This is a genomic window from Acinetobacter courvalinii, from assembly GCF_014635545.1.
Lineage (GTDB): Bacteria > Pseudomonadota > Gammaproteobacteria > Pseudomonadales > Moraxellaceae > Acinetobacter > Acinetobacter courvalinii.
Genome location: NZ_BMDA01000001.1, coordinates 746,193 through 765,751, shown reverse-complemented (window position 1 = coordinate 765,751; position 19,559 = coordinate 746,193). Strand labels below are relative to the sequence as shown.

Below are 19,559 nucleotides of genomic sequence, written 5' to 3'. Positions count from 1 at the left end.
TGCAAAAAGCATCGTAATGTCCTTGTCTGTTTATTGCGTGATCATCGGCAAGTTCAAGCCTTGCTCTTTAGCACAGTCAATTGCGATGTCATAACCCGCATCGGCATGACGCATCACCCCTGTTGCAGGGTCATTGGTCAGTACACGTGCAATACGTGCTGCTGCTTCATCTGTCCCATCACACACAATCACCACACCTGAGTGTTGCGAGAAGCCCATACCTACACCACCACCGTGGTGCAATGACACCCAGGTCGCACCACCTGCTGTGTTGAGCAAGGCATTCAATAATGGCCAGTCCGATACGGCATCAGAACCATCTTTCATTGATTCAGTTTCACGGTTCGGACTAGACACTGAACCTGAATCCAGATGGTCACGACCAATCACGATTGGTGCTGACAACTCACCACTACGCACCATTTCATTAAATGCCAAGCCCAGTTTTGCACGTAAGCCTAAGCCCACCCAGCAAATACGTGCAGGCAAACCTTGGAAGCTAATACGTTCACGCGCCATATCTAACCAGCGATGTAAATGTTCATCATCTGGAATTAACTCTTTTACTTTGGCATCTGTCTTATAGATATCTTCCGGGTCACCTGACAGCGCAGCCCAACGGAACGGACCAATACCACGGCAGAACAATGGACGGATATAGGCAGGAACGAAGCCCGGGAAATCAAAGGCATTTTCTACGCCTTCATCTTGTGCCATTTGACGGATGTTGTTGCCGTAGTCAAAGGTTGGCACACCCATTTTCTGGAAGTCCAGCATGGCTTGAACATGTTGCGCCATCGATTGTTTAGCCGCTTTCACCACCACTTCTGGCTCAGTTTTAGCACGCTGACGGTATTCTTCCCATGTCCAGCCAATTGGCAAATAACCATTCAATGGATCATGGGCGCTGGTTTGGTCAGTCACCATATCTGGATGCACACCACGACGAACCAATTCAGGTAAAATTTCAGCAGCATTGCCATGCAGTGCAATCGAAACTGCCTTACCTTCTTTGGTATATTTTTCAATACGCGCCAAAGCATCATCTAAATCAGTGGCTTGCTCATCGACATAACGGGTACGTAAACGGAAATCGATACTAGTTTGTTGGCATTCGATATTAAGTGAACATGCACCTGCAAGTGTTGCAGCTAAAGGTTGTGCACCGCCCATACCGCCTAAACCAGCCGTTAATACCCAGCGACCTTTCAAGTCACCGTTATAATGCTGACGACCTGCTTCGACAAAGGTTTCATAAGTGCCTTGTACAATGCCTTGGCTACCAATATAAATCCAAGAACCTGCTGTCATCTGGCCATACATTGCCAAACCTTTCGCATCCAGTTCATTGAAATGTTCCCAGTTCCCCCAATGTGGCACCAGATTCGAGTTGGCAATCAAAACACGTGGCGCATCTTTATGGGTTTTAAATACGCCTACCGGCTTACCGGATTGAACCAATAAAGTTTCATCTGTTTCTAAATTCTTTAACGTTTCAACAATCTTGTCGAAACATTCCCAGTTACGTGCAGCACGACCGATACCACCGTAAACCACCAGTTCTTTTGGATTTTCTGCGACATCAGGATCTAGGTTATTCATCAACATACGCAGTGGCGCTTCTGTTAACCAGCTTTTGGCATTGAGCTGTGTACCACGCGGTGCGCGAATTTCTACATCACGAAATTTTGTTGTCGTTGTTGTCACAATCGGACTCCTTCCATTGAGTTTGAACCAGCAAATTAATCTGCTTTTACTGTATAGCAATGTATTAACTTGTATATACATCCATATACTACACAAAACTTTTATATTGAAAAGATGCTTTTCAATTCTTTTATGAAAATAAATTACAAACTAATGAAATAAATAGATTTATTTTTTGATTGACAATAAAAAACACATACAACCTGTGGTCATATGTGTTTTTTAAAAAGTCTAAAAATTAGATTTTTGTGAGCTCAATGAGACAGGTCTGCTTTAAAAACTGTGACTTTATAAGCAATTTTTTTAATGTTTTTTGCTGCTCAATCTTAAGGCTTTGCTGGTGTGCCAAATGAAAAACCTGCTGATCAACTTCAATTTCCAAGGGTTCTGGACTCTGATTAAAAATAAAAATCAGATCGGCTGAACTGAACATCTCAGTGCTTGCTGACTCAAACAGCCATTGGTAGCGAGAACGCCATTTTTCAGGATTATAGATCAGATTAAAGTCCCGAATTGGTCCATCAATCAGTTCACAGCTGGTCTTTCGATCGCCACTAAATTGCGCAGATTGTAAAGTTTTCAGATGTTCAGAATCATCTTCAATATTCAATACGATGCCAGCACCTTCCAGTACCGTGAGGATACGCTGCATGCCCTTAAATAGGGAAAAATCACCCGAAGTTTTGACATCTGCCATGGAAATACGCCAATCAAACGTATCCAGACTGTCACCGTCACTTCGGGCAAGTTCAATGGTATAACCCGCCCCGTTTTTCCATAGCATCTGCTGATAATCAGCTATGTCTAAGTGTTGAATCATTGGGTAAATTTACCTTCCAGATAATAACGACTACCCGGATAAATCAATCGGGCACTGGAAATCAGCTGTTTATTCGACCAGGTACGACGACGAATCAACAGACAAGGTTCGGTCTTATTAATTTTTAGCCATTTGCACTCTTGTGCTGAAGCTAAAATTGCGGTGACCACATGCTCACCTTCCGTCACCGGCGCTTTCGACATTAAATACGCATTGGGTGTAATGCTTTTAAAGTCTTGTGCCAAGTAATCTGGAATCAACATCGGATCGACCAGACGATCTTCGATCTGAACAGGTACATCATTTTCATAATGCACGATGATCGAGTGAAAGAGCTTTTGCCCTTCCCGAATCTGCATCAGCATACTTTGTTCGGCATTGGCCTGAATCTGTTCCAGCACCAAGACTTCAGCATGATGTTTGTGGTTTCGGGCAATAATTTCTTCGGCAATATTATTGACATGAAATAAAGCGGTACGCCCTTGTCCTTCTGCAACAAAAGAACCGACACCCTGAATACGCACCAATAAACCTTCACTGGTGAGCTCGCGTAAAGCCCGATTCACCGTCATGCGACTACAGCCTAGTAAATTGACCAATTCACTTTCTGAAGGAATCTTTTTATTAACAGTCCAGCTTCCCTCATAAATCTTTTGTGAAATCATTTGTTTCACACGAAGATACAAAGGAACCGGACTATCTTCTTCTAAGGACAAATCTAAATCGTTTTGCTTTGTCGCTCTTGACATTGGCTAAAACTCATACTAAATATTCTAAGTCATTGTATATTGAATTAAGGCAAATTGTATATACAAGCCTATACAAATAAACAATTTAGACGAAATAGTACCCAAATCACCGTTTGAACCACCAAATTGATTGCGCCCTACACCGTATATCGTTTGCTTAAACCCCATTCAGCCAAGATACGGCGATACATGGCCGAAGAACGGTCTGCTTCAAAATGTGCTTCCATACTCATATCTAAAGGTAATTCTTCTGGCTTTTGTGCCTCCACCATCTCCTGATCCTCCGCAAAAATCTGTGCATTAAAATCATACACGGCCTGTAAATCACCCGTGGTATCAAAATTGCGGGTTAACGGTACAAATAAACGAGTCTTGTTATGTGAGACGGGACAACAGGCATTTAAAATCTTGAGCACCCCGTCATTCGGAAAGTGAATGGTTAACATTGCTGAAAATGGCGGATAAACATCAAAGATCCGCTCCCATAAAAAATCATCAGGTGCTAAATGCTGTATGCCATGCGGATAATTGCTGACATTACTAATGTAGTTTGTATGCAAACCATAATCGGTACGTTCAGTCGAATATTTAGGTACCACAGGATTATGTCGATCGGCAAAGGCCTGATGATGCACCCAAGCAAAGTGTGCCACATCAATAAAGCCTTCCAGTTGACGACCACTTGAACCTGCAATATCCACAGAAGGCGGCAAAATGGCTTGATGTGTCTCACTCTCCCATGTGTCTAACACAGGAAAATTCGCCAAACTTTCATCTCTGCCCAAAATGCTAGTCCAGACCAATCCATATTTTAAAACCACAGGAAACTTGGTCAGAGAAAAGCGCTCTGAGATATGAGTTAAATCAGGTTGCGCTGGGATTTTAGAGCATTTGCCGTCTTCATTAAAATGAAGTCCATGATAAGGACAAATCAAAGTGTCTCCTTCAACCCAGCCTTTACTCAAAGGCACACCGCGATGCGGGCAAATATCCCGAGCTAAATGAATCTGCCCTGTTTCGGTCTTATACAAAGCTAGATTCATATCCAGTAAGGTGACTTGCTGAGGTTTACTGCTCACATCTTCGATACGTGCAACGGGATACCAATGCTGCGCAAGAATCTGCCAGTCCTGATCATCAAATTGGCTATGGCATGGCTTGTTGGGAAGATTGATGAATGGAATTGCGTTCATATCCTGTGCTCGTTCTTGAGTATTTTCTCTATTGTTTGCAGTGTGGAATAGATCGATATTTCCGTCTATTAGAATGATTTATATGCATCATTCTAAAAATTAGAACAGACTGGGCACTAAAATTGCTTTTGCATCTGCATCAGTTTTTATATTGAGAACCTATGATGGCACTGCCGTTTTCACGTTTTGCAGATTATTTTATTGCCGTTGCCAAAACAGGTAGTTTAAGAAAAGCGGCCGATCAACTTTTTATTTCTGTCTCCGCTGTACATCGACAAATCGTTTTGGCAGAAGAAGAACTCGGTATTGCTTTATTTGAACGTTTGCCCAATGGACTCAAGCTGACCTTGGCTGGTGAATTACTCTATGCCGATCTACGTAGCTGGCAAAAAGAGTTTCAAGCTACGCAAAAGCGTTTAAATGAAATCCAGGGTTTACAGCGCGGTTCCATTGATTTTGGAATGATTTCAGCGCTCAGTGAAAGTTTTGTCAGTATTGTGATGCAGTCGATTGCTCAGCAATATCCATGGATTAATTTTAAGCTTCGGGTCTTGGACAGTGAGCGTATTGCTGATCTGGTAATCAATGCTGAACTCGACTTTGGCTTGATACTGAATCCCAAACATCAGCACCAATTACAGATCAGTACCTTTATTGAAATGCCCTTGGGTTTCGTGATTCCCAAACAGCATGCTTTAGCCCATAAAGAAAAAATCTACTTTTCCGATACGCTGGAGTTCAATCATATTGTTGCTGCCGAGCCTTTGGTTATTCATGATCATGTGCATGCACTCTATAAAAAGCATGACTTCAACCCAGCACACACCATCGAATGTAATGATATCCGCATGATGGTCTCATTGCTTAAGCAAAACTTAGGCATCAGCATCATGAGTTATCTAGATGCAGCCCCATATATTGAAAATGGTGCGTTTGAGTTTAGAACAATCAATGACCACGGCCTTCATCCGATTACGGTCGCACTTTGTACTGCACCAAAACGGCAACTTTCTCGGATTGCGCAAATCATGATGAATCAAATCATTATCGAGATGGAGGCACTAAAATCGCGCATGCAAAACAATATTCATCAATAAAACTGTATTTTTGCACCAAAATAAAACACACAAGCCATTGATTTAAATCAATATAATATTTGACACCCGAAGATTTAATCGGGTAAGTTGATGTGAAGATTCACCTTTTTCACGATTCAGGCATTGCTATGGTTTGGTCCAGTACAGACGCTCATTTAACAGCAGATTATCCACGCGATATGGTCGGTTATGCCGATCAACCGCCCCATGCCCAATGGCCCAATCAAGCGAAAATCGCGGTGCAGTTTGTACTGAATTATGAAGAAGGGGGTGAAAAACATATTCTGCATGGCGATGAAGGTTCGGAACAGTTCTTATCTGAAATCAGTGGCGCAGAAAGTTATCCAGCACGGCACCTTTCAATGGACTCGATTTATGAATATGGTTCACGGGTCGGTTTCTGGCGCATTCAGCAGGAGTTTGCCAAGCGCCAATTGCCCATGACCATTTTTGCCGTTGCGATGGCTTTACAACGTAATCCGCTGGTGATCGAAGCCATCAAACAATACAACTATGATGTAGTCTCACATGGCTTACGCTGGATTCATTATCAAAATATGGATATTGAAACCGAGAAACAACATATGGATGAAGCCATGCACATCCTTAAAGATTTGTTTGGTGAAATGCCGACAGGCTGGTATACAGGCCGTGATAGCCCGAATACCCGTCAATTATTGGCGGAATATGATCAGGTGCAATATGACAGTGATTATTATGGCGATGATTTACCCTTTTGGACAACACTCCGCAATGCAGCGGGTGCAATCCGTCCGCATTTAATTATTCCTTATACACTTGATACCAACGATATGAAATTTGCATCTCCTACGGGTTTTAATCGTAGTGAGGATTTTTTTGAATATTTAAAAGATGCTTTTGATGTCTTGTACGCGGAAGGAGCAACTCGTCCGAAAATGCTTTCGATTGGTATGCATTGCCGCATTTTAGGACGTCCTGCCCGCTTTAAGGCGTTACAACGCTTCTTGGATTATGTACAAAATCATGATCGGGTCTGGATTTGTACCCGTCAGCAAATTGCTGAGCATTGGTATAGATATCATCCTTTTCAAGCTTAAGTTTATTAAAGCGTCCTAAAGTGTCGTATATCCGATTTAAATAATTTATCCAAAGAAAATAAGCTTTAAGCTACTCCTTTAGAATAAGGAGATGATCAGAATGAAAGTACAATATTTTGCAGCGAGTAGCCTAGACGGATTTATTGCGACCGAAGACGATTCTTTAGAATGGTTATTTACATTAGGCGGACTAGATAACTCAAGTTATCCAACCTTTATTGCAAATATTGGTGCTTTGGTCATGGGCTCAGCAACTTATGAATGGATATTGAATAACGCAGAGCAAGTTGCTGCCGAAACAGGTTCACCTTGGCCCTATACCCAGCCAGCCTGGGTGTTTTCCAGCCGTAAACTGCCCCTAATTGAAGGAGCAAATATCCATTTTGTACAAGGAGACATCACTCCAGTTTATGCTGAAATACAATCCATCATCGGGAACAAGAATATCTGGGTTGTAGGTGGTGGAGAATTGGCTGGACAGTTCTACGATGCCAATTTACTTGATGAACTTATTATACAAATTGGTTCAGTCACCCTTGCAAAAGGAAAAGTACTATTTCCCCGACGAGTACTTGCGCCAACGCTTAAATTAATCTCCGTTCATCATATGGGTGAAGGTATGGTTGAATTACATTATACCGTTGCACCCATATAAAATTAGCCAGATGTTGAATGCCTTAAATGATCTATTGCCTTAAATGATTTATTTATCTACCTTACTAGAGAACAGCAAAGCAATTGGCAACCCCCTCAACTCAGCCGAAACAACCTATTCTGTTAAATAAAATGGGTGATTCGGAAGAATTCTCCAATCTTTTAGCTGATACAATTTTATGACCTGATAGCGAATCGACAACAGTGTCTATACGGCATTTCTTAATGCCCAAAGGGAAAATAACTTAAAAGGAAGAACACTTATGGCGCTTATTTCATGCCCCGAATGCAGCAGTCAGGTTTCGACCCAAGCCAACTCCTGCCCGCATTGCGGTTATCCGCTGCAGACCCAACGTCACACGCCCGAGCCAGGGGCATTGCAATCACCGCATGTCTTGAGCCGCGCCATCATGGCACTCGGCGCTTGGCTGGTCACACCTTGGATCGCGCGACTTCTGTTCGGACTAGCGGTGCTTGTCTTCGCCTATTTTTCGCTCAAGAGTAAATAAATGATCTTAATAAAACAACTACATCATCTTGTTGTGGAGTTGTACACGTGATTTTTATTAAGCAACATAGGCATTTGAAGGATTTAAAGCGACTTAATTAAAACAAAACTCGGTCAACATATAAGTAGAGTAATTAGACATGTTTTCAATGAACAGGTTCATGGTGCTGGGAATAGCATTGCTCGCTTGCTCCTGCACGAAGTCACCCTCGGCTGACGAGGAAAAGACCAATGATGCGACTGCGAAAACTGCCAAAGTCGCAGCCAAGTCCGCCGGGGATGTCGACTTCCCCGTGATCCCGCAAATCGTTGTGCCAGAGATCATCGGCATTGGCCCGGCCCAGCGAGCACTGGAAGCATCAATGCAAGACATCATTGATCCAGTTGCTGGTATCAGCGTTAAGCCCGCTCACTGTGCGACCGACGGCGCATTACTCAATGATGCAGGCATCACCAGCATGGATGCGCAAGGCAATCTATCGCGCAACGGTAATGAAGGCATCTTCCATATCAACGCAGATGGCAGTGGCACCGCCAACTATGAAGGCGGCGTCATCGTCATCAACGCAGACGGTAGTGGTACAATCAACGGTAATGGCGACGGTGGTGCTGACGATGGGATCATCTCGGTCGAGGCCGACGGTTCGGGCACGTATAACGGCAAGTACGGCATCATCGTGCTGGACGGCAAAGGTGGTGGCACCTGGAACGGTGAACATGGTGTGATTCGCAACGAAGGTGATGGTTCAGGTAGTTGGAACGGTCCGCAAGGCATTGTCACTATCAATGCCGATGGCAGCGGTACCTGGAACGGCCCACACGGGTTGGTGAGCAACGATGGTAAAGGCAGCGGCAGCATAGGTACACCAGCACGTCAAGTGAAAATGGCACCAATTCCCAAGGTCGCGCCAGCTGGCAAGTTTCCGCCGTTAAAAAAATTCGCTCCATCAGGCGCGCCATGCGGGTTCATCATCACTCTCAATGATCAGGTGTTGTTCGATTTCGACAAGACGAATATACGTCCTGACGCAGCGAAGGTGCTGGACAGCTTGGCCATGGCCTTGCAGAAAGTACCAGCCAAGGCAATAGAAATTCGCGGTCATACCGATGCCAAGGGCAGTGACGCCTACAATCTGGATTTGTCCGATCGCCGTGCCAAATCAGTGGGTATGGCATTGCGACAGCGTGGTGCCGCAGCTGCCGCCAGTACACATGGTTACGGCGAGTCGCAGCCTGTAGCGCCCAACGAGGTCAGTGGCCAAGACAACCCCGCCGGCAGACAGTTGAACCGACGGGTGGAAATCTTCGTGCGCACTTGATGATGCCAGCAGGCAACAATGGTCATGTTTTATGCTCGTAAGCGCATTGCAATAGCTCAGTATTGCAATGCGCATTTGATGAACGATTAAACCTTGGATCTTGTCTATATAAATTCCAATCTAACAACTACAGTAACAATAGGCGCAACAAGTTAGCTGAATGATCACTTTAAAGATACCAACGAATGCGCTAGGTATCTCATGCTACGATATCTCAACTTTGGCTTAGGCTATTTTTGCCATATCCATACTGCGCTGTTGTAACAGCTTCACCGCTTGCTTTGCTTGCCAAGCCAACTCCATCATATCCAGATCAGGAACCTGATCATTTTCCATCACCATTTTCCCTGCTACAAACATCGCCTTAATATGCGCGCGTCCACCACTTGCCACAGGTCCAATCGCCATATCATGTAATCCAAAATAACGAGGATCATCTAACTGATAAATGACCAAGTCAGCCTGTTGCCCCACCTCGATTGTCCCGACTTGATCAAGCCCTAAAATCTTGGCTCCCCCCACCGTTCCCCAACGGATTACATCCTCAATACTAGCAGCATCTGCTCCCCCTTCAAATTGCCCACCCTCATATTGTGGCTTGGCTAACATGCCCTTTCTGGCTCGTTGTAATAACCAAGCAGCATGGGTTTCAGACAACATATCTGCGGCTTCATTAGAACCCGCACCATCTACCCCAATCGAAATCATCATGCCTGCCTGTTCCAAAGCAACCAGATCGGCAATACCACTCCCCAAACGGGCGTTACTCTGCGGGCAATGTGCAATGCCTGTCTGAGTTTGTCCCAGCAACTGAATTTCTTCGGGTAATAATTTCACCAGATGGGCAAACCAGACATCACTGCCAATCCAGTCCTGCTCGGCACAGAACTGGACTGGTGTCATACCAAACTTGGCGCGTGCAGCATCCAGATAATCCACTGTTTCGGATAAATGACTATGCATCCGGATCCCCAATTGTCTTGCGATTTTGGCACTTTCCTGTAATTGCTGTGCTGTAGTCGAATGCAAAGTTGAAGTCGGTGCCATCACGATTTTTCGAAAAGCTTTTGAATCTGGTTGATGATAGTGCTGCACCAAACGCTCAATATCCGCCATATAGTCTTCAAATTTCTCTGGACGCAGGGCTTGAGGTAGCTCACTTTCCAAACCACGTGTAAGTGTTGCACCACCACGACACAACACAAAGCGCATGCCCAGTTTTTCGGCTTCATCAAATAAAATCGCAGCGCCATCAAACGGCATCTTGGGCCAATACAAATAATGATGGTCGGCTACCGTTGCACACCCCGAACGTAATAGCTCGACAAGACCAATCCGCACTGCAACCCGAAAAGTTGCTTCATCGAATGCACCACGGAACCGATATGGCGTACTGGCAAGCCATGAGGTCAGATTTTGATTTAAACCTTGTGGCTCACCCTTTAACAAGGACTGAAATAAATGATGATGGGTATTCACCCATGCCGGGTAAATTACACAATCTTTAGCATCAATCACCTGTTCATTCGGCTGAGCATTTAACCGACCTATTTCGATAATCTTACCTGACTGGATACGGATATCAGTGGATGAAGCACGTGCAGCCTCTCCAGATAAACCCGTTAAAATGGCATGGGCATTTTGAATTAAATAGCTTTGATTTAGCTTTGAACTCATACTTGTTCACTCTCATGCCATTTACTTAGAAAGAACTGGCTTAATAAAGACATCACGACAAATAAGCCCAAACCCGTACAGGTTATCAGGAATAAGGCAGCAAACATCAGCGGTAAATCCAGTTGAAAACCTGCTTGCAAGATTTGATAAGCTAGGCCTGCACTGGTCCCTCCCGCACCGGCAACGAACTCGGAAACTACAGCACCAATCAGCGCCAAACCGCAGGAAATACGTAAACCACCAAAGAAATAAGGCAACGCATTCGGTACACGTAAGCGCATCAGAATTTGCCAACGACTGGCTTTATTGATTTGAAAAAGATTGAGCAAGCCTTTATTGACACTACGCAGACCCAGGGTGGTATTGGTTAATATAGGAAAAACCGCAACCAGCATGGCACAGACCACTAACGCTAAAGTGGTATTTTGAATCCAGATGATGACTAGAGGTGCAATCGCGACAATCGGTGTGACCTGAAATAAAATGGCATACGGCATAAAACAGGCTTCGAGCACGCGACTTTGTACAAACACAAAAGCGATCAATGTGCCAATCATTACGGCGCAGACAAAAGCCAATAAGGTGATTTTTAAAGTCACCCATAAACTGCCAAATAACATACTGGATTGATGAATCAGTGCCATGACAATATCACTGGGTTTAGGTACGACATAAACAGGGACTTCAAGTTGTTGAAAACTCAGTTGCCAAAACAGTAGGAAGATCAAACCGAGTCCCAATGGCGCGGCAATACGTTGTACGGTTGGATGTTGTATCAAGGGTTTAATCATGAGCATACCCTCCGCTTGCCTCAGCCAATAATTGCGATAGATGCGAACATTGTCGGATAAAAATCTCTGAGCTTCGGAAAGCATCGTCACGTAAATAAGGTCCTTCAATGTCCAGATCGGCGACTACCCGCCCAGGCCGTGCGCCCATCACAATGACCCGTGAAGACAGATACACGGCCTCATAAATACTGTGAGTCACAAACACCACCGTGAGATCTCGCTCTGACCATAATTGCTGGATATCACTATCCAGTTTATGGCGAGTAAACTCATCCAAAGCACCAAAAGGTTCATCCATCAATAACAGATCAGGTTCAGTCACCAAGGCTCTGGCCAAAGAGGCACGCATTTGCATGCCGCCCGAAAGCTCCCGTGGATAGACTTTGCTAAACTTCTCTAAACCTACAGCTGCTAAAGCCGCCATCACTTTCGGAGTACTCACTGATTTTGAGATATGTTGTAAATCGAGAGGTAAACGCACATTGTCTTCGATATTGGCCCATGGCATCAGCGTTGCCTCCTGAAACACCATGGCCATTTTGCATTGCGATTGCATCTCAGCCTTGCCATTCCAGCGCACCACACCCGCAGAAGGTTGCTCCAGATCGGCAAACATTTTGAGTAAGGTACTTTTACCGCAACCTGACGGCCCCAGTAATGAAACAATTTCACCACGGGCAATATTTAAATCTAATCGTTGTAAGGCATTGGTGCCATTTGGATAGGTTTTTTCAACCCCTCTGGCCATAATCATCGGCGTAATAAAGCTCGAAGACTCATGTATTGGCGTATCCATTGGTAAAGCAGAATTCATGTGGTTTCCCCTTGATGCAAATGCGCTATTTTATTAACCCTTTCACCATGGCTTCCTTGTAAGGAAAGTATCTAAGATTATTTGGCTGGTTTAATAAACTGCGTGGTATAAGCGGTTTTCCAATTGGTTTTAGTGTTCAGCAACCCTGCACTCACCATAAAATCTCGGGTTGCTTTCCAACGTGCGTCTGTCATCACACCAATGCCTTGAGTTTTGGCATCTCCACCATCAATCAACTTCAATTTGCGCATTTGCCCGACTGCAAAAGTGAGTAGTTCATCATTCATATTCGGATTTTCTTTTTTAATGATGCTATTGCCCAATCGTGGATCAGCTAAATAGTTTTTCCATCCCTCCATCGATGCCTGGACAAAACGGCGCAGCACCTCTGGTTTGTTTTGAATCACATCATTACGGGTCACCAAGATGCCACCGTAAGCTGGATAACCCGCATCAGCAAATAAAAAGAAATTACTCGATGGTTCTGCTTTTTTTGCCTGAAAGACTTCAGAGGTCGCATAAGCTTGTTGCACGACATTTTTGCCTGCTAAGAATGGCTGCATATTGAAGGTATACGGGCGTGCCTGCGCGGCATCTAATTTATATTTGCCTTTTAACCAAGGCCACCAGCTTGCTTGTCCACTGGTCGAGACCAGAATCGTTTTTCCTTTCAGATCGGCCAAAGACTTTACATCGCTATGGGTTAGTACACCTTGCGGATCAAACTGGAATGGTGCTGCCACCGCTTTGATGGGAAAGTTGCTTTCGATACCTTTTAAGACCTGTAGATCATAATTAATAATAATATCGGCTCGCTTGGACAATAATAAGCTCATGTTATTGACCTGCGGCCCGCCGATTTTGATATCGACATCAAGTCCGTATTTTTTATAAATTCCCTGTGCCAGTGCCTGATAATATCCACCTTGCTCGGCTTGCGCATACCATGTGGTTTGTAAAACAAGTTTATCGGCTGCAAAACTGGTTGAGCTGAGAACTGTGCCTAGTCCCAATAACGCGCCCGCAATTACAGTACGTCGCCCTTTGCCTACATAGTGCTGAATATTCATAAATAAGACCCCTAAATCTGTATGGATTCATCTTGCTATTCTTTTTAGGGGGGTAATCAATGTATAAGCTACACATTTCTCTCAAAGCCAAATCAATTGGCTTTGTCCCCGAAAGAGGAACAGCAAACGCTGTAGAGCAATGTCCCGTATGTTTGCCATACTGACCGCTTATACTCAATCATGATTTAGCAAGCTCTGTGCCAAGATTGATTTCACCTTGTTTTTGTTGGTAATTCTCTAGGTCGGATTTATTTTTAATTGTACTAAGATGAATAGACTGTATTGAGTCTTTGGTGTTGAGTGCAGTTTAATAGTGCGTTAAGTAAGTGTAGATGCACTCTCGGGGTGCTGCTGTAAAAACAAAAACTCTAAAAAAATATTAAAATTTGCCCACTGCTTTATCATAACTATATTATTAGAGTTTTTCTTTACCTCAGAAACTTTATATTCATAAACACATTCATTCTTACAATTATATAAATAGCCACCTCCGCCTTCAAAAGAGTCTAGAAATAGAAAATCTTTACTAATATTTAACGCAGCTCGAAGACTTTCCGAATTTCTCTTATAATTTGTATTTAATAAGAACCAAGCTAACTGAATCAGTTCCCCTTTTGTGGTAGGAAAATTAGGAAGACCTTCTGCATGTAAATAAAAGCTAAAAATATCTGAGCTAGGATTTAGACCGTAAGAAATTAATTCGTTCCTGTATGAATCACTTTCTTCATCATGCCACCATCCCTTACCTTTCAGATAATCAATCAACTTTAATGATATTGCCATTTTCTCTCTACCCTGCATACAAACTTGAATACAGATTGTATGTTAGTGAATACTTGAATATTAGAAGTTATGCTGTTTCAAATTTCAATATTTTCACAAGAAATTGCAGCGTTTCTCATCATATTGACCTGTTTCACTTTATAAACTGGCACAAAAACTGCTTCATCCTTTCTGTCAGAGTAGAAGCGTTCAGCATAGTCAGTCACATCGGCTGCTATGTGGGTCATTGCTCAGAAATCAGCTTAGGTTCTTCATCAGAACGATCTTATGAAGGGAATGAAGCTTTTTTTTGAATGTGCCCCCGTCTCTTTCAATTCATTTGATTGGGTCACGGTTTATCCAGAAGATGAGGTTGAAATATGAATAGCGCCAACATGTCTGCATTAGCGGAAAATGACTACAGCTTAGAAGAACTGCAAAAAGAAGCGCGTATGGGCGCTTTGGGACAAGAGACCTTTGAACGTGAAGTTCGGGTGATTGATTTATCCAACTTTGAACAACGTAAGTATGAAATCGCGGAGCAGCTTTGGGCAGCAGCAACGGATATTGGTTTTTTTCAGGTCTCGCATCATGGTATTCCACTTGAGCAGATTCAAACCGCATTTGATATGACACAACAGTTTTTTGCTCTGCCTGAACCGGTCAAAGCACGCTATCCGCTCAACCGAAATGCAGGTTGGGAAAGCAAGGCTCAGGTTCGTCCATCAACCAGTACCCCAGACCAGAAAGAATCCTACCAAATTACTCGTCCACGAATGGAGGGACTGTATCCAACCGAACAAGAGCTGCCTGACTTTAAAAATACCATGCTTGAATTTGAACATGCCTGCTGGCAAGTTGGGATGAAAATACTCTCCTGCTTTGCTTATAAACTGGGTTTTGCCGATAATTTCTTTAGTCTTGCCCACGATCCTGAACAAGACAGCTATCAAAGTACTTTAAGAATGTTGCATTACTATGCCATTGATCCAGCGTTAAAAGACCAATTGGGGCTATGGCGTGCTGGTGCACATACCGATTTTGATTGTTTGACCCTACTGTTCCAGCGTAAAGGCCAAGGCGGATTGCAAGTCTGTCCAGGCAAGGATATGGAACAGCAACAATGGACCAGTATCGATCCACGGGAGGATGTCATCACCTGTAATATTGGCGATATGTTGATGCGTTGGAGTGATGACCAATTACCTTCTAATTTCCATCGGGTCAAAAATCCAGAAGCAAATGAGTATCAAGGAGCGCGTTATAGTTTGGCGTTCTTCTGTCAAGCCAATGAAGATGTGCTGATTGAAAGTCCACAAAAGAAATATCCAGCAATTACAGCCAAAGAATATTTAAAACAACGCATCAGCGCCAACTTCAAAGGTAAATATTAATCCTCTATTCTTTGCAGACAGAGATAGATCGTCTCTGTCTGTTATTTCAGCTTTAGTCTATTTATCTTTATCTTCTATGGGGGTGTTTGCGGTCTTTTGTGCGATCTCTTCTGATTTCTTTTCTTGGGCCTTTTTGGAGGAATAATGATTTTTCCCGTACCTAATCCTCTGAAAAAATAGTTAACAAGATAAATAAATAAAAAACTAAAATAGAAAAATGGGAATATAGTAAAGACACTAAACGTACTTTCCCAAAAAAGTACACCGATCCGATAATTATAACCTAACTGGATAAGTGCACCTCTACGACTACCATCCTGAAAGGAGATATTTTCCAAAAGAAAATGGCTCATCCCCATGATAAAGCAGAATAAAAATATCCCTGAAACAATCGTTTTTTTTATCCATGGCTTCTCCAGCCACGGATATTTCTTCGATGCCTCAAACTCAGCCTGAAAGAATTTACTATAAATTTTTTCCTGAAACGCCTTGTTCATGCCTACTTTCTTAATAAATAACAGACATATGTAACAGACCGCGACAAAAGTTAAAATAGTACAATAAATACTTGAAAGAATAGTAAAAAATGGCAATGGACCTTTAGTCCCCACCGTAATCAACATCTGCTCTGTGATATAACGATAAATCTCAAATTGCCACTGATTGCGTGGATATGCTGGAAATAAAAATAAGGGTAAAACAAATAAGATAATCCAAAAAGCAATCTGTACTTTCGCTTTTCTTTTTTCTTTAGCTTGCTGTTCAAGCGCTAAGCGTCTTTGTTCTAATTTCTCCTGCTTCTTTTGCTTTGTATGCTGTTCAAGCAATTCTCTTGCTACATAGCGTTTTGTTGACATAGAAAATTAGAATAAATATTTAGGTGGTATACAAAAAATCTTAATTAAAAAAATAAAAAGATACGAATATTAATATGCTTGAGAATTCTAAATTAAAACGAATCTCCTTCCAATCTTCTAAGGTAAATATATTTTTTCAATATACAGTCAGAGATTCACAATCTCTGACTGTACTAAAGCCTCGGAGATCCAGCACGGTTGAGATAAATGATGCACATCACAATTACTGCCGCCACCAATACGATCGACCACGAGAAAATCACTATTTTCCTCTAAGGTAATTAAAGGATGGTGCCATATACCCTGATGATAAGTAATCCCCTGTTGTCCGTTACTCATAAATGCATAAATCCTTTGTTCATCGGGACGATCCTGATCAAAAGACAGTGCCACAACAATAATAAATTTCTGCTGCTGTAAAGGCATAAAGGACTGTGAACCATAAGGATGTCGTTCCAGCATCTCAATTTGAAATGGAATCTGAGTTGCAAATAAATTGTGAAAAATGCTCATCCCAACAGCAACATGATCACCTGAAATTTGCGCTAGTGATAAGGCGTGATAACGCTCAGTGAGTCCCTGATTAATCGGGATAAAGTCTTTGCCGCTCTTTTCAATGACCTCACCAAAAGCAGCAAAACTGTCCTGAGTTAAGGGCTGGATTACAATATTTTTTTCATGCATAGCCATTCTCTTTAATACAAAGAAATATCAGCTCAAATCTCACTTATCTAAATGAAAATTATAGTAATATTTCACTATCGTGGTTGGCGGCATGGATGCCGCCTGTTTGGCTGTGGTGTCAAGGACGTACCATCAGCGAATGAGCAGCGGTAAAGCTGCGAAAGACTTTTTCCTTACGCTGTTTCACAGCTCATCATCCTTGAAAAGTAAAAATAACACCTATATAAAAATCAGCTTATAAACAGCCAATTTATGAGATCATACAATTGTACTAAATAATATAATTTAACTTATTCAACTACTTTTCCCCATAAACGAATCCGGCTAATCCCGCCATCGGGAATCATATTGACGCGGATATAGTTTACTTTTTGATGTTGCAGTACTTCTGCAACATATTCATGAATATGATCCATGGTCAAAGGCTGCTGTTCCAATAGAAATGGCCAGAACATACTTTGCGGAATCAGTTGTGCATCGGTTGCATTTTCAACATAAGCGGCTTGAATCGAACAAAATGCGGGGAAATTGCCTTTAAAAAATGCGGTATCGACTTCAATTTTTTCAACGAATCCAGATTGTCCCAAAGCAATAATGCACCAGTCAAAACCAGGTGCACGGCGACGCTTGGTCTCCCAACCATCGCCCATATTTAAGCCACGATCCGGACTGAGCAGATTATTCGGATGACCAAAATGTGCATCGCTAAAGGCTACAATACGCCCGCCATTTTTTAAACCAATCAAGTCCATCTGCCGGGTTGTATCGACATGTTCAAGCAGCACACGGCCATACACTCTTAAACGTGCAATCCCACCATCAGGGAAAATATTAATACGAATATGGGTAACTTTCTGAGCAGCGCAGTCGAAAAAATGATGCTGATCCGGAGATAGAACCGAGTTTTCTAATAAAACAGTCCAGCTGATCCCTTCCAATTGATTATCTGGTGCATAACAGCCCTCAATAGAAGCAGATGCCGGATAATTGCCTGTAAAGAATGAGGTATCAATATCAAATCCAGATACAATCCCCGTTACGCCCAAACGAACAATACACCAGTCATAGCCAGACTCACGCTTACGGCGGGTCTCCCATCCATCCATCCATTTGCCATTGTCATCATATTTTCCTTCAATGAATTGAGCGGGTGCACTTTGCAACATTCTTGCAGCTTCTGCAAAAAACTCATCGGAATAACTCACAATTTTTGCACCAATTCTGGCATCAGCGAGATTGGTTAACGCTTGCAAATGGGTCGGTAAAGCCACGGTTTTAGCAACATGCACTGTCATTGATTGTTCCTGAAGGTTTGATTTCTATTCTATTATGCAAGATCCAGTCCAACTGGTCTGACCTGTTGTTAAAAATATAGCGATTTTTGATCGACAGCACCAACAAAAAGATGAATTTTGTGTAGAATCAAACTGTTTATTTTTATCTTTAAGGCGTGTTGCTTATGAGTCCACAAGCTATGCTCAATGGAAAATCATCTCAGGTGACTGAGCAAGCGGTGGAAGTGATTCATCAACGCATTCAACAGAATACCTACCCTGTCGGTTCTGCCTTACCCTCACAACGTGATCTTGCCCTCCAGTTGGGCATCAGCCGTGCTTCGTTACGCGAGGCCCTCACCCGTCTTGCCGCTTTAGGATTATTGGAAATCAAGGCGGGTAAAGGGGTTTATGTGATTTCACAACATAGTCAGGCCGCCGAACAATGGGACGGCGAACACCGTGTTTCTCTCAAGGATTTCTATCAATTACGCTACGTACTAGAAGGTTTTTGTGCGCTGTTGGCCTGTGAATATTTAACTGAGCATGATAAGTCGACCTTACAGCAACATTACCAGTCGCTGGCCTCTGCAATTCAGGCACAGAACTGGCAGGCAGCCTCTGAGGCAGATTATGCCTTTCATCAGCATATTATTGAACTTAGTCATAATCAATCGATTATTCAAACACTTAAAATGCATACTGAATGGATTAAAAAAAGCCAGATCCTGCCTTTTGTCCAGCCGAATCTGGCATTTAAAACCATTCAGGAACATGAATTCATTCTGCAAGCCTTATTTAATCAGAATGCAGCTGCGGCTGAAAAAGCCATGCAAGCGCATATTATTGGTGCTGCGCAACGTGCGGGTGTCTATTTTTCTCGACATGAGAATGTTTAAAAAGTTCCTTATTTAATTTGAATATAAGCATCTATTCACTATCGTGACTGGCGGCATGGATGCCGCCTGTTTAGCTGTGGTATCAGGAAAGTACCATCAGCTAATGAGCAGCGATTCAAGCTGCGAAAGATTTTTTTCCTTACCAAATAAATCCGTCCCCCTTCAAAAGTAAGGTAAAAAATTATCGTTTTTAATTCTACCGAATTAAGTT

20 protein-coding genes are annotated in these 19,559 nt (G+C 42.8%); 7 read left to right on the top strand and 13 right to left on the bottom strand.

Annotation, left to right across the window (positions count from 1 at the left end):
• Positions 1 to 30: 30 nt before the first annotated feature.
• The 4 genes from hutU to IEV39_RS03320 all read right to left on the bottom strand — a co-directional run bounded on the left by hutU (position 31) and on the right by IEV39_RS03320 (position 4,469).
• On the bottom strand, positions 31 to 1,707 hold the full coding sequence (hutU, locus tag IEV39_RS03335; protein ID WP_005231074.1) for a urocanate hydratase: 1,677 nt from the start codon (positions 1,705 to 1,707) through the stop codon (positions 31 to 33).
• Positions 1,708 to 1,945: 238 nt separating this feature from the next.
• On the bottom strand, positions 1,946 to 2,527 hold the full coding sequence (locus IEV39_RS03330; RefSeq protein ID WP_005286781.1) for a HutD/Ves family protein: 582 nt from the start codon (positions 2,525 to 2,527) through the stop codon (positions 1,946 to 1,948).
• Positions 2,524 to 3,276 (bottom strand): histidine utilization transcriptional repressor HutC, encoded by a 753-nt coding sequence (gene hutC, locus IEV39_RS03325; RefSeq protein ID WP_005231077.1) that lies wholly within the window; start codon positions 3,274 to 3,276, stop codon positions 2,524 to 2,526. The genes IEV39_RS03330 and hutC overlap by 4 nt, the downstream gene beginning before the upstream one ends.
• 137 nt (positions 3,277 to 3,413) lie before the next feature.
• Complete coding sequence (locus IEV39_RS03320) at positions 3,414 to 4,469, bottom strand: Rieske 2Fe-2S domain-containing protein (protein ID WP_005286784.1); 1,056 nt, start codon at positions 4,467 to 4,469, stop codon at positions 3,414 to 3,416.
• 164 nt (positions 4,470 to 4,633) lie between these two features.
• Between IEV39_RS03320 and IEV39_RS03315 the strand changes: the two genes are divergently transcribed.
• The 5 genes from IEV39_RS03315 (at position 4,634) to IEV39_RS03295 (ending at position 9,126) form a co-directional block, all read left to right on the top strand.
• Positions 4,634 to 5,566, top strand: coding sequence for a LysR family transcriptional regulator (locus tag IEV39_RS03315; protein WP_032883167.1), 933 nt, complete (start codon positions 4,634 to 4,636; stop codon positions 5,564 to 5,566).
• A 128-nt stretch (positions 5,567 to 5,694) separates the two neighbouring features.
• Positions 5,695 to 6,645 carry an allantoinase PuuE gene (gene puuE, locus IEV39_RS03310; RefSeq protein ID WP_005286790.1) on the top strand — a complete coding sequence of 317 codons (951 nt, stop codon included), beginning with the start codon at positions 5,695 to 5,697 and terminating at the stop codon, positions 6,643 to 6,645.
• Positions 6,646 to 6,745: 100 nt separating this feature from the next.
• Positions 6,746 to 7,300, top strand: coding sequence for a dihydrofolate reductase family protein (locus IEV39_RS03305; RefSeq protein ID WP_005286793.1), 555 nt, complete (start codon positions 6,746 to 6,748; stop codon positions 7,298 to 7,300).
• A 262-nt stretch (positions 7,301 to 7,562) separates the two neighbouring features.
• Positions 7,563 to 7,808, top strand: coding sequence for a zinc ribbon domain-containing protein (locus IEV39_RS03300; protein WP_005286795.1), 246 nt, complete (start codon positions 7,563 to 7,565; stop codon positions 7,806 to 7,808).
• 139 nt (positions 7,809 to 7,947) lie between these two features.
• Complete coding sequence (locus IEV39_RS03295) at positions 7,948 to 9,126, top strand: OmpA family protein (protein ID WP_005286798.1); 1,179 nt, start codon at positions 7,948 to 7,950, stop codon at positions 9,124 to 9,126.
• A 225-nt stretch (positions 9,127 to 9,351) separates the two neighbouring features.
• Here the strand turns inward: IEV39_RS03295 and IEV39_RS03290 are convergent, their stop codons facing one another.
• The 6 genes from IEV39_RS03290 to IEV39_RS03265 all read right to left on the bottom strand — a co-directional run bounded on the left by IEV39_RS03290 (position 9,352) and on the right by IEV39_RS03265 (position 14,488).
• On the bottom strand, positions 9,352 to 10,803 hold the full coding sequence (locus tag IEV39_RS03290) for an amidohydrolase family protein (RefSeq protein ID WP_005286801.1): 1,452 nt from the start codon (positions 10,801 to 10,803) through the stop codon (positions 9,352 to 9,354).
• Positions 10,800 to 11,594, bottom strand: coding sequence for an ABC transporter permease (locus IEV39_RS03285; protein WP_005286804.1), 795 nt, complete (start codon positions 11,592 to 11,594; stop codon positions 10,800 to 10,802). The genes IEV39_RS03290 and IEV39_RS03285 overlap by 4 nt, the downstream gene beginning before the upstream one ends.
• On the bottom strand, positions 11,587 to 12,408 hold the full coding sequence (locus IEV39_RS03280) for an ABC transporter ATP-binding protein (protein WP_005286810.1): 822 nt from the start codon (positions 12,406 to 12,408) through the stop codon (positions 11,587 to 11,589). The genes IEV39_RS03285 and IEV39_RS03280 overlap by 8 nt, the downstream gene beginning before the upstream one ends.
• Before the next feature lie 77 nt (positions 12,409 to 12,485).
• A complete protein-coding gene (locus tag IEV39_RS03275) occupies positions 12,486 to 13,478 on the bottom strand; it encodes an ABC transporter substrate-binding protein (protein ID WP_005286812.1) in 993 nt (330 codons plus the stop codon).
• Between the two features lie 318 nt (positions 13,479 to 13,796).
• Positions 13,797 to 14,261 carry a hypothetical protein gene (locus IEV39_RS03270; RefSeq protein WP_005286814.1) on the bottom strand — a complete coding sequence of 155 codons (465 nt, stop codon included), beginning with the start codon at positions 14,259 to 14,261 and terminating at the stop codon, positions 13,797 to 13,799.
• A gap of 77 nt (positions 14,262 to 14,338) precedes the next feature.
• A complete protein-coding gene (locus IEV39_RS03265) occupies positions 14,339 to 14,488 on the bottom strand; it encodes a hypothetical protein (RefSeq protein WP_155757811.1) in 150 nt (49 codons plus the stop codon).
• Between the two features lie 132 nt (positions 14,489 to 14,620).
• On the opposite strand from IEV39_RS03265, the gene IEV39_RS03260 reads away from it, so the two are divergent.
• Positions 14,621 to 15,634, top strand: a complete 1,014-nt coding sequence (locus IEV39_RS03260; RefSeq protein ID WP_005286816.1) for an isopenicillin N synthase family dioxygenase — start codon at positions 14,621 to 14,623, stop codon at positions 15,632 to 15,634.
• Positions 15,635 to 15,708: 74 nt separating this feature from the next.
• Here IEV39_RS03260 and IEV39_RS03255 read toward each other — a convergent pair whose 3' ends face one another.
• The 3 genes from IEV39_RS03255 to alc form a co-directional block, all read right to left on the bottom strand.
• The gene (locus IEV39_RS03255; RefSeq protein ID WP_005286818.1) at positions 15,709 to 16,491 is read right to left on the bottom strand and encodes a hypothetical protein; all 783 of its coding nucleotides are present in this window, start codon (positions 16,489 to 16,491) and stop codon (positions 15,709 to 15,711) included.
• A 147-nt stretch (positions 16,492 to 16,638) separates the two neighbouring features.
• Complete coding sequence (locus IEV39_RS03250) at positions 16,639 to 17,175, bottom strand: ureidoglycolate lyase (protein ID WP_005286820.1); 537 nt, start codon at positions 17,173 to 17,175, stop codon at positions 16,639 to 16,641.
• A 290-nt stretch (positions 17,176 to 17,465) separates the two neighbouring features.
• The gene (gene alc, locus IEV39_RS03245; RefSeq protein ID WP_005286823.1) at positions 17,466 to 18,470 is read right to left on the bottom strand and encodes an allantoicase; all 1,005 of its coding nucleotides are present in this window, start codon (positions 18,468 to 18,470) and stop codon (positions 17,466 to 17,468) included.
• A 164-nt stretch (positions 18,471 to 18,634) separates the two neighbouring features.
• Here alc and IEV39_RS03240 point away from each other — a divergent pair, with 164 nt between their 5' ends.
• Positions 18,635 to 19,348 (top strand): FadR/GntR family transcriptional regulator, encoded by a 714-nt coding sequence (locus IEV39_RS03240; RefSeq protein ID WP_005286825.1) that lies wholly within the window; start codon positions 18,635 to 18,637, stop codon positions 19,346 to 19,348.
• The last annotated feature ends 211 nt before the right edge of the window (positions 19,349 to 19,559 follow it).

Bases quoted from the DNA above. Each gene is read 5' to 3' on its own strand.
- IEV39_RS03330 (WP_005286781.1), bottom strand. From the start codon at position 2,527: ATGATTCAACACTTAGACATAGCTGATTATCAGCAGATGCTATGGAAA.
- hutC (WP_005231077.1), bottom strand. From the start codon at position 3,276: ATGTCAAGAGCGACAAAGCAAAACGATTTAGATTTGTCCTTAGAAGAA.
- IEV39_RS03320 (WP_005286784.1), bottom strand. From the start codon at position 4,469: ATGAACGCAATTCCATTCATCAATCTTCCCAACAAGCCATGCCATAGC.
- IEV39_RS03315 (WP_032883167.1), top strand. From the start codon at position 4,634: ATGGCACTGCCGTTTTCACGTTTTGCAGATTATTTTATTGCCGTTGCC.
- puuE (WP_005286790.1), top strand. From the start codon at position 5,695: ATGGTTTGGTCCAGTACAGACGCTCATTTAACAGCAGATTATCCACGC.
- IEV39_RS03305 (WP_005286793.1), top strand. From the start codon at position 6,746: ATGAAAGTACAATATTTTGCAGCGAGTAGCCTAGACGGATTTATTGCG.
- IEV39_RS03300 (WP_005286795.1), top strand. From the start codon at position 7,563: ATGGCGCTTATTTCATGCCCCGAATGCAGCAGTCAGGTTTCGACCCAA.
- IEV39_RS03295 (WP_005286798.1), top strand. From the start codon at position 7,948: ATGTTTTCAATGAACAGGTTCATGGTGCTGGGAATAGCATTGCTCGCT.
- IEV39_RS03290 (WP_005286801.1), bottom strand. From the start codon at position 10,803: ATGAGTTCAAAGCTAAATCAAAGCTATTTAATTCAAAATGCCCATGCC.
- IEV39_RS03285 (WP_005286804.1), bottom strand. From the start codon at position 11,594: ATGATTAAACCCTTGATACAACATCCAACCGTACAACGTATTGCCGCG.
- IEV39_RS03280 (WP_005286810.1), bottom strand. From the start codon at position 12,408: ATGAATTCTGCTTTACCAATGGATACGCCAATACATGAGTCTTCGAGC.
- IEV39_RS03275 (WP_005286812.1), bottom strand. From the start codon at position 13,478: ATGAATATTCAGCACTATGTAGGCAAAGGGCGACGTACTGTAATTGCG.
- IEV39_RS03270 (WP_005286814.1), bottom strand. From the start codon at position 14,261: ATGGCAATATCATTAAAGTTGATTGATTATCTGAAAGGTAAGGGATGG.
- IEV39_RS03265 (WP_155757811.1), bottom strand. From the start codon at position 14,488: ATGACCCACATAGCAGCCGATGTGACTGACTATGCTGAACGCTTCTAC.
- IEV39_RS03260 (WP_005286816.1), top strand. From the start codon at position 14,621: ATGAATAGCGCCAACATGTCTGCATTAGCGGAAAATGACTACAGCTTA.
- IEV39_RS03255 (WP_005286818.1), bottom strand. From the start codon at position 16,491: ATGTCAACAAAACGCTATGTAGCAAGAGAATTGCTTGAACAGCATACA.
- IEV39_RS03250 (WP_005286820.1), bottom strand. From the start codon at position 17,175: ATGCATGAAAAAAATATTGTAATCCAGCCCTTAACTCAGGACAGTTTT.
- alc (WP_005286823.1), bottom strand. From the start codon at position 18,470: ATGACAGTGCATGTTGCTAAAACCGTGGCTTTACCGACCCATTTGCAA.
- IEV39_RS03240 (WP_005286825.1), top strand. From the start codon at position 18,635: ATGAGTCCACAAGCTATGCTCAATGGAAAATCATCTCAGGTGACTGAG.